Source organism: Catenovulum sediminis, from assembly GCF_007289895.1.
Classification (GTDB): domain Bacteria; phylum Pseudomonadota; class Gammaproteobacteria; order Enterobacterales; family Alteromonadaceae; genus Catenovulum; species Catenovulum sediminis.
The window spans coordinates 167,295-183,965 of the sequence record NZ_CP041660.1 but is presented as its reverse complement, the minus strand read 5'-3'; the positions used below and the strand labels follow the sequence as shown (position 1 = coordinate 183,965).

Here is a 16,671-nt window from a genome sequence, read left to right as displayed (position 1 = left end):
GGTATATCCGCCTAGTTTTAGTGTTCGTATTCACTGTAATCTTGTGCAAGTAAAATAGCTTCTGCCGGTTTGCGTAACCAGTTGTAAAGCATGCCGACAAAGAGTAATGCTGCAAATAACGTCGCAATGTAAAAACCATATTTTGCATGACCACCCATCAAATCACTAAATGCACCCATGACCAAAGGCCCGACTGACGCCGCGACCGCCGTAAAAAATAAAATCACACCAGCAACCGCGCCATGCTCTGATTTGTGAAAACAACTGATGCCTTTAGAATTTAAAGTGGGATAGATCATCGACATAAATAAGCCTGATAAAGGCAGTAGATATACTGCGACTTCTAAACCAAATATCATGCTGAATAGGTAACAGATAAAAATCGCACCGCTAAAGGTTAACATAGCGACTTCCCAACTGATTTTTTTCAATATCCAGACTGCTAAAAAGCGACCACTGGCGCGCAGTACAAAAAATATAGTCAGGGCATAAGTAGCTAGCCAGACTGCTGAGCCTTCATATTTTGATAATAAAGTTGGCATCCACACATAGATGGCCGCTTCGGTACCAACGTATAATGCGATTGCCGTTGAAAAACCCAATGCAAATTTATTGTTCATCATTTTCATGGTGCGCTTTAGGTTAATTGGCTCTTCGGCTTTTTTCTGGGTGTGCGGGTATTGCACCAATGCTGCGATAATACATAACGCAGAGCAGATAACCCCTGCAATAATGTAAAGATATTTCCATGATATTCCGGCAGTTAATAAGTAAGTTACGATAAACGGGCCTATGATTGCGCCAACGCCAAAAAAACCTTCTACTGCATTCATGGTGCGTGTATGCTCGCCGGTGGATCTTGAAATATCACCAACTAAAGCCAATGCACCAGTTTTGAATATGCCAATGGCTAAACCGGATAAGATGAGTAGAAATAAGAAGAATGAAAATGTGTTGCCAATTGCAAATAAGCCACAAGCAATGGCAAAAACACATAAGCCAATAATAATGGTTTTTTTACGGCCTAATTTGTCGGCTAAAAAACCCAATAAAATGCCACTTAATGCAATGGCCGCCATAGGGGCATAGTGAAATGCACCAGCCGCTGTCATGCTTAAATCAAATTCTTCGATGATGACTGGGATAATAACCCCAACAGCATCTGTCGTCATAGCAAACATCATAAACATCATAAATGTCAGCCACTTTATTAAAGTTAAGTTGTGTGTAGGTGTTGTCATAAGTTATCCAAAAGTAAAAAAGGGGCAATGCATTCGAGTAAAGCTTCCCATTGAACACATTACCCAAAGGCACTAAGGGTTAATCGCGTTAATCATTTATCAGTTTAGCTCACAATTTAGTCTTGTTAAATAAACTAACTTAAACGATTAAGTTGTGTTAATGATAGATAGCAATTTACGCTTTGTAAAGTAGAATATGAAAAAAATATGTTAAATATTAACCTGCTTTATCAGTTGTTGTTTACAACTGCTTGAACTAAATCGATTAAATAGAAAAGCTTCCGCTCGTATTGCTAACTGCTAGAGCGGATGACTAATTGTGACGGGAGGATTGTTTTGTCTTGGAGTTTCCCTTGAATCAATTTTAACGCGGCGGTTTTACCTTTTTCACGACTCTTCTGGCATATAGTGGTTAGTGGGGGAGATAATCTGGAGGCTTCTGGAATATCGTCAAATCCAACTATTTTTAATTGTTCAGGTACGCGAATATTCATCTCGCGGGCAATATTTAGCGCGGCTGACGCAATATTGTCACTCATGCAGATTAAACAATCGGGCAATGGGTGTGAGGTAAGCGCTTCATGGGCCGCTTGTTTTGCCAATTCGTATGTATTTTTGGGGACATGCCAGATTCTATTCGACTTTATCTGGTAGTTATGTTGCTCGGCCGCTTTAAGATAGCCGTCTAGTCTGCGACGTGAGATTGATTCATTTTCGTCAAAGAGTTCGTCATCGGTTATGCGGCATACGCGGTCACTGTGTATCAGTCTTAAGCCCAATATTGCAGGTGATTCAGGTTTTTTTTCTAACACATGGTTAGCAATATCAAAAGCGGCCTGCTGGTTATCGATGTTAACAGACGGGTATTCATCGATATCAAAGTCAATGGTAATGATCGGTTTTCCTTGCTGCACGACCCGCTCAAAAAGTGGGTTGTGATCTTGCGAGCCATAAACAATAAAACCATCTGGCAGTGCTTCAATTCCACTGGTTTGTTGTGCGTTGGTCGCACTGGATAGCATAAGTAGTTGTTTGTTATTTTTCTCTAATACTTCAGAAATGCCTTGTAGTAGCTGATTAGCGACTGGATCGGTGAAATGATAGGCCAAAGAGTCTGTCAGTAATACGGCGATCACGCCAGATTCACCTTTACGCAACGAGCGGGCCGTTAAGTTTGGGCCATGATAACCAATGCGTTTGCATTCAGTTAATATTTTTTCCCTTAACGCCGCAGACAGCTGGTCGGGCCGATTAAATGCATTTGAGATGGTAGCGGTTGAGCAGTTTAATATTTCCGCGACTTTTTTTAATGTAAGTGGTTTGTTGTTATTTTTCACGAAACGTATCAATTTGTAAATGTTGGTCGATCATTCTAAAAGGTTTTAGATTAAATTTAAAGCAACTGAGGAAATTTTATCGGTTTTATCTTTGCATCAAAAAGTCGCTACCGCTAAAATCCGTTAAAATTAATTAATGTTGAGATACGCATGCCTGTTAACTTACCCTCCATTGAATCTATTGCATTACAACCGGTAAACGGAATTCGTTTAGGTTGGGCTGAAGGTGGAATTAAAAAAACAAATCGCAAAGATGTTTTGTTGATTGAGCTGGAAGAAGGTTGCACGGTTTCGGGAATTTTTACCCAAAACCGTTTTTGTGCAGCCCCTGTTACTTTATGCCGCAAACATCTAAAAAATGGGCAAGCAATTCGGGCTTTAGTGGTTAATACGGGTTGCGCGAATGCAGGAACAGGTGACAAAGGCATGCAAGATGCTGTTTCGACTTGTTTGTCTGTTGCTGAGTTATTTAATATTCCAGCCGAGTCTGTCTTGCCATTTTCGACAGGCGTTATTTTAGAACATTTGCCAATGGATAAATTGTTGGCTGCTTTACCAAAGGCGAAAGAGAATTTAAAAGCGGACAATTGGGCGGATGCTGCGCGTGCTATTATGACAACTGATGTTGCGCCCAAAGCAGTTTCTTCAACCTTAGATATTGCAGGTAAAAATGTGGTGATAACCGGTATTTCTAAAGGTGCTGGTATGATCCATCCAAATATGGCGACAATGCTCGGATATTTAGCAACAGATGCCGGTATTGCTCAGCCCTTGTTAGATGAAATTACGCGAGAAATCGGCGATTTGTCTTTTAACTGTATTTCAGTTGACGGTGATACTTCGACCAATGATTCTTTTATTGTGATGGCAAGTGGGAAAAGTGGAGTGTCTTTTTCTTCTAAAGAAGACGAAGGTTTTGATGCGTTTTATCAAAGCTTGTTGAAATCTGCACAAAGCTTGGCGCAGGCAATTGTGAGAGATGGTGAAGGCGCAACTAAGTTTATGTCTATTACCATTGAGGGTGCCTTGTCACGACAAGAAGCGAAGGCGGTTGGTTTTGCCATTGGTAAAAGCCCGCTTGTCAAAACCGCATTTTTTGCATCTGATCCCAATCTGGGCAGAATTTTAGCGGCAATTGGTTATGCTTCACGTGAATGCGAAAGTTTAGAGGATTTGGATACAAACACGATTGCTTTATATCTGGGTGACACTTTAGTTGCTGAAAACGGTGGACGTGCTGCGAGTTATCAGGAGTCTGATGGTCAGAATGTAATGAATGAAGCAGAGATTGATATAACCGTTAAGTTAAATCGTGGCTTAGAATCTATTACCGTATGGACATGTGATTTTAGCTATGAGTATGTCCGCATCAACGCGGACTACAGAACCTGATAGATTAATAAAACCGGATGCAGCGCTTAATAAATTGAATTACTGACTGGGTTTACAATCGCAAAAACGCTGAATGCGCCTATGTTTGCCCAGTCGATTGCTGCATCTATCTCGGTTTGTGAATATCCCAATTTTTTTATCACGTCTTCTTCTAGTAACTGTTCTTGAACATACATATCTGGGTGTGTACTCAGTAACGCCAAGCGGGTTGCTAGGTGCATCATTTGTTGCTCGGTCGAATAACCGGGTATATGTTGATTGAGTGTCAGATTAACCATGAACTTGGGCAGTTTCCAGTATTGAAACAGTGAAGAACCTAATTCGGCATAGGTAAATCCGAGTATTTCTAGCTGTTTATCATGCGGTAAAATATTGTCGGTATAACTTTGACATTTAGCCGCTAAGTCAGGCATAACTTGTGCAACGATTAATTCGCCCACGTTATGCAGTAAACCAACGACAAACAAGCTGTCTGCATTTTTAAACTTTGCTTGTTTAGCGAAGCGTTTAAAAATTAATGCTGCATTAATACTGTTGCGCCAATGCCTGTCTAAGTCGATTGCACTGGTATCTAATCTTCCGAGTGCTTCTGTGGTACCACTGGCTAAAACCAAATTATAGATAGCGTCAATACCCAAAACGCTAACCGCTTTGTTGACTGTATCTATTTGAAAGGAAAAATTATAAAGGGCACTGTTTGCTAGTTTTAAAACATGGCTGGTTAATAACGGGTCGTATGACAATACCTCTGCGATATCATCCATACTCGACTTTTCACATTCTAACAATTCCTGAATGCGCTGACAGGTATCAGGTAGGGCGCAGAGCGAACCTGCTTCGACAATATAGTCTTCTATTTTCATGCTCGCCTTCTCTCATCATTCGCAGGGCATCCGTGCAATTGAGGATAATTCTTACAAAGATTATAGAGTATTTTTGCTTAAATCGTTACATAATATTGAGGTTTTATTAACATTTTGATGTTAATAAAACCCTTGATTTATTTAAGTTTAAAGCCGTCGATAGCACTGTTTTGTTTGCTAGTTGTCCGTAGTGGTAAAGCGCCGAAACGTTGAATTTGCTCTATTAGCTGATAAATCATACAGGTACGGGTTGTAGCCAACATAAAGTGTATAGGTTGTATTTAACTCTAACGCATTATCCGGTACCAAAGTGATTTTATCTCTTTGGGTATTTACGGTTAGCGTGGCGGCGACGAGATTGTTATTGTTGTCCAATAGATAAAAGCTTTCGTTGTTTATGCTGGTGGTGTCTAACATCTCGTCAAATGTAACTGTTGGCGTAAAATCAGTGGTAATTTCTTGTTGGTTCGCGTTGAAATTCCATTCAATATCATTGGGGATCGTAAGATCAACGGTATTACTGCTGGTAAAGCTAATATTAATTGCATTGCTTAATGTATTACCGCTGTTATCTGTTATTTCAGCAATCGTGAGTTGATATGTTGTTTGAGGTTGCAGTAACTCGGCAGGCGATAGCGCTATTTGCTGGCGGTTATGTAGGTAATCTACTGAAACTGCAATTGTTTTGTTTTCATTATCCACCAATTGGACCATATCTAAGGTTATAGGGGAAATCGATTCGTCCAGCTTAATATTGATAACTGGATTGAGTGGCACGTTTTGCTGTCCATTTAGAATATTGGTGTTGATAACAGTCGGTTTATCGTTATCTTCTGAAAACCCTGTAACCATAGTTCTGGAAGTCGCACTCGCGGAGTTGCCACTGGTATCGCGTAAGCCGGTTAGATATATAGTATGCTGTGTGCCAGCTTCTAATAGATCATTTGGCGTTATGGTTATTCTGCGATTGTTTTCAGAAAGCTGAATATTACTGCTAACATTTTCTCCGTTAGCGTGGTTGTAGATATAAACGCGGTCGGCTTCAATTGACACTGGGTCAATTGCTTCGTTATATAAAAATTCCGCAGCCAAATTGGTCGCTATGGTCATTTGGTTATTTACAATAGAAGCGTCGAGCAATATAGGCCCATTAAAATCAATTGTTTCGCCCGTTGAAAAACTAAAGGTATGGTCGGCTGCGACGTTTCCTGCATCGTCATAAATCAAATCATTTAAAATGAATGTGTGTTGTTGCAGCGTGGTTAACGGTTCTTTCAGGGTGTAATAAAAAATTGTATTTTGCTCTGTCGTTAGAATGGAAGCCTGATTAACACCAGTTGGCGTAAATCTAAGTGGATTAACGGTTTCACTAAATTTTAAAGCGAACTGCGGGTTGATACCAATATTATTCAAATCAGAGCTTGGATTGAATGCAACAATGGTGGGGACTTCTTGATCTATTGTCGACTTATCTGACGTTTGCAAGCTAATAATGCGCTGCGATGTAAATGTATTGCCGTTATTGGCTGCTAGTTCAGTACTTAGGTTAATTCTATACTGGGTATTCGGGCTTAGTATTGTATCTGGCGTTACTGTGACTAATGCGGGGTTATTTGCGTTGAGCGCTACAGTAATCGGGATATTTACATCGGGGTTTGCCGTGGTATCAGTCATGATGATACTACTTGTATTAACAGTTGACTGGTCAAGAGGGTGGCTAAACAAGATATCAATTTTGCTGTTTAATGAAATTGAATTGTGGTTCGGGAAATGCCCCTTTATAAACAAGTTTGTATTATCAAGGTCATTGAGTGTGAAATAACCCTCGGTATCATAGGCATAATTACCCGCTAAATCAGTCAGTGTATCGGGCAATGCGTAGTCAATACGAGCAGGTGCTGCAAGATTATCTGGTAGTGTAATCAATATGGCATGTTGGCTAGGGTCTAACTGACTTTGAATGCTGACTGGCTGACCATTTACCGCAATTTCAAAACTCGCCGGTAAACTTTGCGCCGATAGCTTTTCAGAAAAATAGATGACTAGCTTTTCTGGTGCTTCATTCAATGCTTCTGTGTTGGCTGGATAACGGCTGATAACATAGGGTTTACTGGTTTCATATTGATTGTCTGCCGTAGTAAAGCTACTGACAAAATCGGTGATTGTATTACCACTAATATCTGTAATTGAATTGTGCAGTGCAATCTCGATTACTGCGTTTTCAGCTAGATTACCTGCATTAATTAGGACACGTTTATTATCAACAGAACGGCTGATCGAGACACTTTGTTTTACACCATTTTCAAAAACAGCAATATTGTTGCTATTAAGTGTATTTGAGTTCATCGGTTCACTGAATGCAATTTCTATCGGTTGTTTTACAGAAACCGCTGTACTGCCGTTGGTTGGTAAAACTGAAACAATAGTCGGCGAGGTGTTATCTGTGATGTCTGCCGTATCAAAGTATTTAGTACTTAAATTTTTATAATTGCCAGCGTAATCACTGATTTCGTTGTACAGGCGAACCGTGTGACGAGTATTTGGGGATAGTGGTGTAGCAGGATTAAATATCAACTGATTACCATTGACACTTTGTGAGCCATCGACATCGGCACCATTTGCACTAATGGTGATCCGACTGGTCTGCGCTATATTTTCGTCAAAGGTTAGGATAATTTGTGACATGTCTAGCGCAACGTCTGTTGATTGATGCGCTGGCATCATTTCAACAAAGCTGGGGGCAACATCATCTATTGTGCTTTGCGAAGAAGTCGTGAAATTAACAATTTCTGTATTTAAAGCATTTCCAGAGTAATCAAATAAACCATCTGCAATAATAGTGTAGCTTTGAGCAGGCTGTAAGTTTTGGGGTATTAAGGTTATGGTTTTTTTATCGCTACTGATTTCGCCGGCAAACTCAACAGTATTGTTATTACTATCTATTATTTTGATGCACTCCAATTCACATGCTCTGGCAATACGTTCGTCAAATTCTATGCTGATTTGAGTATTAAGCGGCATTTCATTAGCAGCATTTGCAAAACTGGTGTTGATGATATTTGCTGGTGTTTCATCTAGCTCGTTGCCTGTTGTAAAGTAACGCACCAATGCATTAATACGATTACCCGCTAAGTCAGTGATATAGGGGGCGTAAGAGAGATATACGGCAAAACTTGAATATTCAGGCAAAGTATTTTCAGGTGTTAATAAAATAGTTTGTTGGTCTGCCAATATATTGTATTGCAGAGCGGTTGCGCGAGCACGTGTACTTTCCCATAAATATAATGAATCACTGTCTATCGTGGCCGGATCAATCGCTTCTGAAAATTCTAAACCGATAACCGGGTTAATGGCCAAATCTTGTGTGTTTGCGCTATCAAAGCCCCAAATTTCAACTTGACCGCCTGCTAAATCGGCTCGTGTACCGGTCGTGAAGCTGATCAGTAAAGTTTCTTGTTGAATGTTACCGTATGTGTCGCTGACATTTTCAACTGTTAATGTGTACTCGGTTGATGCCGACAACAGCTGTTGTGGCACGACCGACAATAGGTTTTGTTCACGCGTTAGCGTTGAATTTATCGCTATTTGATTGCCAGTTGAGTCTTCTAATCTAATTATGCTTTGTTCTGTTAACCTAACTTTTTCATTAAACCGGACATTAAATTTAAGGTTAACAGGAACATTTGTCGCACCGTCTTGCAGGGTTGTAGCTGTTACAAATGGTGCGTTGGTATCTTCTTCAAAATTGGTTTTCACAGATACCGAGCTATAGGATATCGAATTTCCGCTTAAATCACGTAGCCCATAAGCGTAATATACATAACGTCTGCCCGCTGCCAACGCTTGGGTTGGAATAATTTTAACGGTTTTCAAATCATTAGAGATTTCTAGTGCAGAGGCTACTTTTGCATTTGTCACATAATCCCATAAATAGACGTTTTCTGAGGTCATACTGGTCGGATCGATAGCTTCGTTAAATTGCCAGTAAAATGTAGCGTTTCTACTGATGATTTCATTTTGCGCAAAGCTGGTTTCAGTCAGGGTTGGTGCAATAAAGTCGGGTGTTTCACCGGTTGTGAAATCCACTACTTTGTTGGCTGTCAAGTTACCTGAAAAATCGGCGACGCGTGGCAGGTTGTAGTTAATTGTTTGTTTGGGCGCAAATGGCTGACTGACACGATAACGAATCGTTTTTTTATCGCCGGATATTTCTACATCCGTTATTTCTTGTTGTTGATAATCTATTGATAAAAGATCAATTGCTTCATCAAACTGCATTGCAACATTCGGTTGTATCGAGACTTCCTGTGCAACCTCAGGTGGGCTAAACAGTAACAATTCGGGTGTTCTATCATCAAATATCGCGTTTTCAGATAAGCTAAAAAATCGGCTGATTGTAAACGCGATGGCGTCCCCATCGCTATCTTCTATGTTGGTGGACAGTTGCAGGATATAATTTTGCTCAGCTGATAGTTCAATAGCTGGCGTAACGATTATAATATCCTCGGATGCAGAGAGCTCAACGTCTACCGGAATATTTGTACCTGAGAATGAATTTTTAAGATTGATGTTGTCGTCTGTTATTGTTTCGGCATTCAGGGGTTCGCTGAATTTTAATCTGAACACAGGGTTAGTTTGTGTCAAAGTTGCAAAATTATTGAAGGATACGTCGACAATAAACGGGCTGATCCCGCTTTGCTCTGAGGCGTTATTCACAAAAAATGAGTTTTGATAGGCAAACAACGGGTTGTCATTAACATCTGTCACATCTGATGTTAAGCGTACTTCTATTAAACTATTTTCTGCAAAGTTTGTGGTATTACTGACTTTAATCACATAACCGTTTGCGATTAGTTCACTAGTTGTATTCAGTAGCACACCATCCTGGGTGACAAATAAGTTATTTGTCAGTGAGTTTTCATCTAAGGGTTCACTGGCATATAAATACAAGGTATTGAGCGCTTGGTTACTATAAAGGGTCAGCTCAGGTGACATACGTTTGATCTGAGGTCTGATTATTTCATTTTTATTCAGACCCGTGGTGAAACTGGCAATAAAGGGATCTAACGTGTTACCGGATATATCCGTCACGTCATCGGTTACAACTAGACTCACCAATGCAGTTTGTGGCAAATGACTTTCTAGTGTCACTGTCATATTGTCGTCAGAATGATAAATCGTCGTGGACAAGCGTTCACCATTGTGGAACAGCGCAAAATTATCGTTAGTGATTGTCGATTTATTGAGCGGCTCATTAAACTCTAACTTAACTTGTTGTTGTGGACTGACATCACTTTGCCCATTGGCCGGGCTGCTAAAGACCACTACTGGCTTATCCTGATCAATTTGTTGCAGTGTATTAAAGTATCGAGTACTTAAACTTTTATTGTTGCCAGCTAAATCATAAATTCGGAAATTCATCGCCACGTTGTAGCGAGTGTCACCTTGTAATGGTACAGACGGTGTGAATACCAAAGTGTTGCCTGAAAACTCCGTTGAACCAGCAACCGTTACACCGGCCGCACCTGTTACTTTGATGCTGGAAAGTGGAGATATCGGCTCATCAAAAGTGAGTGTGATGGGGGTATCTAAGTTTGCATTACTACTTTGATGCGGCGGATCCATATCAATTAGGTTCGGCGCACTGGTGTCTTCTTCAGACGATGAGCCAGTTGTAAATACAAGGGTATTTGCTGTCAGTTGATTGCCCGCGTGATCGCAAAGGTTATTAATAACTACTTTATAACTGCTATCTGTATTTAAGTTGCTATCGGGGACAATGTGGATAACACGGCTATCTGAATCTAACGACCAACTGTGGGCAACCGGAGTCTCGTTATCATCTATCAAGTTGAGACTTGCACCTTCGCAAAAAGGATTAACTGACTCATCAAATTGAACGCTTAACTGGCTGTTGACTGCTAGTAAATTCTCTTCTTGTAACGTATGTACGCTAATGGTCGGTGCACTTTGATCAGTCGTGGTTGTTGTTGTAAAGCTGCGTACTAAAAATCTATCCGTTGCGATGCCACTGATGGCATATAGTGGGGCCGTGTAGCTGATGTATAAGCGGTATGTTCGCTGCGGTTTTAATGCTTCATGCGGTTCTATATGCAGTGCTTTTTGATCTGCAGACCAGGTGACACTGCTATTAACCGTTCTTGTTCCTGTTGAATCATATAGGTATACGCTGCTCTCATTAATTGAAGACACATCGATAGCTTGATCAAATAGTACGGATAGTTTTGTATTTAATGGTAAATTTTGCTGTCCGTTGCTATGTAAACTCCATGCGATTAATTTCGCTTCTTGCGAAACCTCTTCAGCTGATGTCGTGAAACTTAACGACTGCGAGCTGGTGAGTAGATTGCCGCTTAAATCAGCTATATCCGATACTCTTATTTGATAAGTTTGCCCACTTTGTAAAACGTTTGTCGGTTGAATAATAACGCGTTGCTTATTGTCATCAAAGCTTAGCGTACTAGGCACGTTTTCACCTGCCAATGTTAGTTCTATGCCGCTAATTTTTTCAGGGTTAATCGCTTCACTGAATTTGACGGCGAGTGGTGCACTTGGTGAGATCAACTGATAATTATCCGGTACACTGAACGTCAGTACTTCAGGCGCAGTCGTGTCCGATTGATAACCGGTTGTAAATGTTACACTGTTGGGAAATAAAAAGTTGCCAAATAAATCAGTAATCAGAGCTGTGGTATATAATCTGTGATTACGACCCGCTTTAAGCGCTTCATTAGGCGCAAATAACAAACCATCATTATTTGAATTTAAGATTATTTGACCTGAAATGCGCTCTGATGTTGTTAAGTCGAGTAAATAAACATTATCAGAGTTAACGCTGGCAGGATCTATTTTTTCGTTAAATTTAACGGCAATTTGAGTATTGGTTGCAATATTGTCACTGTTTGCAGTAGGTGAAAATGATTCCACTGATGGGCGAATAGATTCTGTACAAGTTGTCGTTGAAAACGAAAAATTAAATGTCTGGCTTGCATTACCCGCTAAATCATAAACGGGTTGCACGGTTACGAAATAAGTGGTTTCAGACTGCAGGTTCTGTGCTGGGTTTAATATAATCGCGGTATGATTGGCGTTTGCCGTTACCGTTGACGGAATAACCGACTCGCCTTGCGTCAATATAATGTTTGATGCGTTAAATAAACGATTGTTAAGTGGTTCGTTAAAGTGAATTTCGACGTTTTCATATTCGCATACATCGCTTGCATCCGCTGCCGGAGATTGCGATTCCACTTGTGGCGCAGTTCTGTCTGGGTTTATTGGATCTTGGTTATTGTTAAACTCATTGGCATCGTCAACTGAATCGTTATCTGAGTCGGTTAAATTCAGGTTGGTAAAAATAATGGCTTCTAACTTGTCATTGAGCGTATCACCGTCGCTGTCAATTGAGTTTATATTGGAATTATATTGTGCAGTTTCAATTAAATCGGATAAACCATCAGAGTCAGAGTCGGGGAGAGGAGCAATGGTTTGTGTTAAGTTAACACTCATTTGATTGGCAAAAATATAGTGTGCCGCAATTGTAAACTCTGTACTTGGCGCGGTTGTCGTTAATTGAAATGGCCATTTTGAATCGCTACCAAGCAGCACTTCATCAATATAAAAGTCAACGCGGATAGGGTATTCGTTTTTATCATTGGCAAACTGATAATTTGCCTCTACCTGAAAAACCGCATTTTCGGTAACTTGCGGATTTAAAAACGCAAAATAGTCTAGGCTGACTCTATCACTGACATTATTGGCTGGTTCAGACGTTTGTCGGTACTGCGCAATATAAATTGTATTCTGGCCGGTTGCGTAAACGTATTGTGCATCTACATCCAGTGCGATAGGGCGCTGCGTACTAAATATACTTAGATCGATAATTTGGCTAAATACCGGGTTTTGAGTGTCACTGATATCGACAATTGGCAACGCGTTTGTGAATAAACTATCGTTAAATACCGCAAAGTTTGCTGTTGTTGCAAAAGTACTTGGGAAAAAGTGGTTACTGTCGCTAATGAGCTCTATTACCGGTGGTTCACTACTATCCGACGATGCCACACTAAAGGTTTTAAATCCGCATAACTGGCAGGCGACGTACAAAGTATTATTGTTATTCAAATAGAGTTTTTTTACATTTGAAATTTGATACTCAGCAGCGTTGGAGAGATCAGGTGAAACTACATTTTGAGTATCAATAACCAAAATTTTGTTGTCTGTCGAAAATGCTAAAAAATCACCATTGGTTGAGACAGTATTGATTTTATCAACGCTGTTGAAGCGAATGGCTTTCGTTAAATCTTTGCCTTGTTCGCTATAAACAAAATCAGCTCCGCCAAGTTCGTTGGTGACCAAAAGATAGGGACCGGCGAATGTTACATCGCTAATTTCGCCACCAAGATTTAAATTACTTAATTCGGTGATCGCCAGAGGTTGGCTAACGTCGAGTGAGACTAAAACGCCACCTTCTAAAACTAGATAGAGGACATTTGCTAAAATCTCAATCTGTTTAACAGGCGAGTTGGTTGTATAGGTTGTAATGTGATTGACATTTTTTTTGTCTGTTATGTCGAAAAGGCTGACACCGGTACTGTGTGATAAATACAATACATCACCGTTCACTTTTATATCTGTGGCGTTAAACTCGATTGGCAGATAAGAAATAGCTTGCGGGGTAAATTGATTATTTACATTCGACATGACATCAAATTGAATAACCGCTGCGGCAGAGTTAAGCTCGCCATCATTGGCGATAAAGGATAAACTATCGACCCCTTCAAAGCCTTGGTTAGGCGTGTAAATCAGACTACTTCCTTCAAGTAAAAAGGAGCCTTGTGTTGGATTTGTTGTAACCGAATATGTCAGTGTTTCACTGTCTATATCTGTGCTGTATTGGCTTAAATCAACAATGCTGGATTGGCCGGCATTTAACGTTACATTGCCTGCAAACGCTTCTGGCGCATCATTTACTGCGTTTACTTGTATGATAAATTCACCAGAGGTTGTTGCTAAACCATCACTTACTTGGATTTGGAATTTGTCGGTGCCTGAAAATTCGGGATTAGGAGTATAAATGGCATCGCTATTGGTTAGGGTAAATTGCCCGTTTAATGGGAATGCAAAAACACTGTAGCTTAAAGTATCGCCATCTTCATCTGTTACGAAATCATTTAAATTGATATTCAGTACCGCATCTTCATTGGTATTGAATGTTTGTGCTGTTATCACAGGTGCATCATTTTCAACTGCAACGAGTAACGAGATTTCAATTGTAACAGGTGTACCTTGGCCATCATCTAAGGTAATTTCAATGCGTTCGACACCCGAAAAATTCTCTAAAGGCGTATATGATAACTGGCTGCCGGTTAAGGTCACTTGGCCAAAATCAGGGTTTTTAGCAATACTAAAAGTCAGCGTATCTTGTTCGGCATCTGATGAGATACTGAGTAAATCAAGATTATAACTCGCATCTTCGGCAACATCGAATTCGGTTTGCGTCAATTCTGGTAAGTCATTAACGGGATTTATGGTTAAATCAATTGTCGCGGCTGCGGATGTATTCACCCCGTCACTGGCAACAAATGTCAAAGAGTCTGTGCCAGTATAGTTTGCATTGGGTTGATAGGTGAGGATCGCACCACTAATATTCGCAGTGCCATTAATGGGTTGATTTTGAATGGAATAAACTAAAGTTTCATTTTCGGGATCAGTTGCCTGGTTGTTCAGGTTCAATGTAATACTGATATCTTCGTCGGTAACAAAATCACCATTAATAACGCTAGGCACTAAATTGACTTCGTTAATTTGAATCGTCACAGTGCCTTCAATTGGCTCATTTACACCATCCGATAAGGTATAAACAAAGGTGTCTATACCGACAAAGGTGTCATTGGCTTGATAGTCAAAACTGCCGTCATTATTAAGTGTTAACGCGCCTTGAGCGGGTATCGTTTTTACAGCCAAAGTAGTGGGATCGCCATCAAACTCCATATCGTTGGCCAATACACCCGGCGCAGCAATTTGCAATAGTTGGCCTTTATTGACAGAGTAGCTGTCGGCCATTACCAGCGGTGCATCATCTACTGCATTTATCTCAATACTGACTGTTGCACTACTGACACCATCACTTTGCTGTAGTTGATAAGTAAAAGAATCTGTACCGTTAAAGTTAGCACTTGGTTGGTAGGTTAAATTACCTTCTTGATCGAGAATTACACTGCCATGATTGGCTGGCGTTACGATAGAGAGTGTATAAGGAACCGTTGACGCAATATTGTCATTAAGCAATAGATTACTTTGCAGTAAGGTGTCTTCATCCACTGACAAAATGTCGTTGACTGCTTGTAACGCTTCACCGACATCACCGATTTCTACTGTAACTTCAGCTTGTGATTGCAACCCTTGCGTATCAGCCACCTGATAGCTGAAAGTAACCTGTCCAATGAATCCAGCCTCGGTTGTTAAACTCAGTTGATCATTATCAGCATTCAGGGTTGCATGTACAGGTGTTGAAAACTGCTCTATTAAGATGCTTAAGTTGTCGTTGTCTGCATCTGCATCATTGGCCAATAAATCAGTATAATTGATAACATAAACACCGCTTTCGTTATCGGTTAATTTAAATGAGTCGTTTTGTGCAACGGGCGCATCGTTTACAGGTGTTACGCTAAAGTCGATTTGTCCGCTGCTTGTGGCACCAAATTGATCTATTATTTCGATTGAAACCGAGTCTGCGCCAAAAAAATTGGTCGCTGGCGTATAAGTGAAATCACCATTTTCGGCTAAGCTAAAGCTTCCATTAGCCATAGTGCCGGTTGACATGACAACCGCATTGACTGTGTGTCCGTCAGGGTCGGAGAAAAAACTGGAGATATTGCCAGTTAATGGGGTGTCTTCTGCTGTTGTAAAGAGTGTTGCGGCAAATACAGGGGCTTGGTTATTTAACAAAATGGTTTGTGAGCGCGCACTTTCCCCGTCTGCGTTGACGCCTCGAATTTCAATTTGGAAACTGCCGCCTTGTGCTGGGATACTATAGCTGGTGCTCTTTAAGGCCAGTTTTTGCTGTTGTTCACCATCGTCTACTCGCCAGTACAGGTTATAGCGATCAAAATTGCCACCTAGAGCCAACCAGTTTAGGTTGATGCTTTCTTCAGTTCGACTGGTTGAAATACCCGTAATCTCAATATTTTGCCAGTTAAAGGTTTGGCTACTCACCAGACGAATGGTATTCGCTGTAATATCGGCTGCGTTTTGTCCCCAAACTTGTAACGTCAAGCTACCGCTGGATAAATCGAAATTTAGCGGGTTGATACCTGTGATCGTGATATCCATATCTGCCGCGGTACATTGATTGCAGAGCTGTACCACTTTGTCTGAATTTGCAAAACTTAAAAACAGCTTTTGCGGCCTGTTTTGTTGATTACTGTTGATGGTTAAACGGGTAAAAAAGTTTCCGCTTATAGGGCTATTCAGATGTTTAAGCTCAGCGTCCCATGGAGAAGTATTAATACTCTCGAAGTCACCCGTTAATGTTTCTAAGTTACTGCTACTTAAACCACGTTGGGCGAGGTTTTCAGTTGGCTTGATATGTGAAACCTTAGTATGTGAAACAGGTAAGCCATTAGAAAAAAGAGTCGGTAATTTAATATCGCTAAATGGCGCACTCGACAAAACGATTTGATTTTCAGAATCTGGAACCTTAGATACAGGTGGCTCATTTGTCTTAGCAGAGTCGTTATCACCACAAGCAACTAAACTTGTTGCAATGACTAAAGACAACATTCTAACAAAATGAGGTATGCGTGGATGGTACATGTTTTC

General features: G+C 40.5%; 5 protein-coding genes. 1 reads left to right on the top strand and 4 read right to left on the bottom strand.

Annotation, left to right across the window (positions count from 1 at the left end):
* Positions 1-17: 17 nt before the first annotated feature.
* Both FNT16_RS00740 and FNT16_RS00735 read right to left on the bottom strand, forming a co-directional pair.
* Complete coding sequence (locus FNT16_RS00740; protein WP_143869750.1) at positions 18-1,241, bottom strand: MFS transporter; 1,224 nt, start codon at positions 1,239-1,241, stop codon at positions 18-20.
* Positions 1,242-1,534: 293 nt separating this feature from the next.
* Positions 1,535-2,578: a LacI family DNA-binding transcriptional regulator gene (locus FNT16_RS00735; protein WP_143869749.1), complete on the bottom strand. Its 1,044-nt coding sequence runs from the start codon at positions 2,576-2,578 to the stop codon at positions 1,535-1,537.
* Positions 2,579-2,728: 150 nt separating this feature from the next.
* On the opposite strand from FNT16_RS00735, the gene argJ reads away from it, so the two are divergent.
* Positions 2,729-3,970 (top strand): bifunctional glutamate N-acetyltransferase/amino-acid acetyltransferase ArgJ, encoded by a 1,242-nt coding sequence (gene argJ / locus FNT16_RS00730; RefSeq protein ID WP_143869748.1) that lies wholly within the window; start codon positions 2,729-2,731, stop codon positions 3,968-3,970.
* 26 nt (positions 3,971-3,996) lie between these two features.
* Here the strand turns inward: argJ and FNT16_RS00725 are convergent, their stop codons facing one another.
* Together FNT16_RS00725 and FNT16_RS00720 are read right to left on the bottom strand one after the other, a co-directional pair.
* Positions 3,997-4,833, bottom strand: a complete 837-nt coding sequence (locus tag FNT16_RS00725; protein WP_143869747.1) for an HDOD domain-containing protein — start codon at positions 4,831-4,833, stop codon at positions 3,997-3,999.
* Between the two features lie 177 nt (positions 4,834-5,010).
* Complete coding sequence (locus FNT16_RS00720) at positions 5,011-16,665, bottom strand: Ig-like domain-containing protein (protein ID WP_143869746.1); 11,655 nt, start codon at positions 16,663-16,665, stop codon at positions 5,011-5,013.
* Between the last annotated feature and the right edge of the window lie 6 nt (positions 16,666-16,671).

What these genes read in the sequence shown, in the direction of transcription:
- FNT16_RS00720 (WP_143869746.1), bottom strand. Translation starts at nt 16,665, where the DNA reads ATGTACCATCCACGCATACCTCATTTTGTTAGAATGTTGTCTTTAGTC.
- FNT16_RS00725 (WP_143869747.1), bottom strand. Translation starts at nt 4,833, where the DNA reads ATGAAAATAGAAGACTATATTGTCGAAGCAGGTTCGCTCTGCGCCCTA.
- FNT16_RS00740 (WP_143869750.1), bottom strand. Translation starts at nt 1,241, where the DNA reads ATGACAACACCTACACACAACTTAACTTTAATAAAGTGGCTGACATTT.
- argJ (WP_143869748.1), top strand. Translation starts at nt 2,729, where the DNA reads ATGCCTGTTAACTTACCCTCCATTGAATCTATTGCATTACAACCGGTA.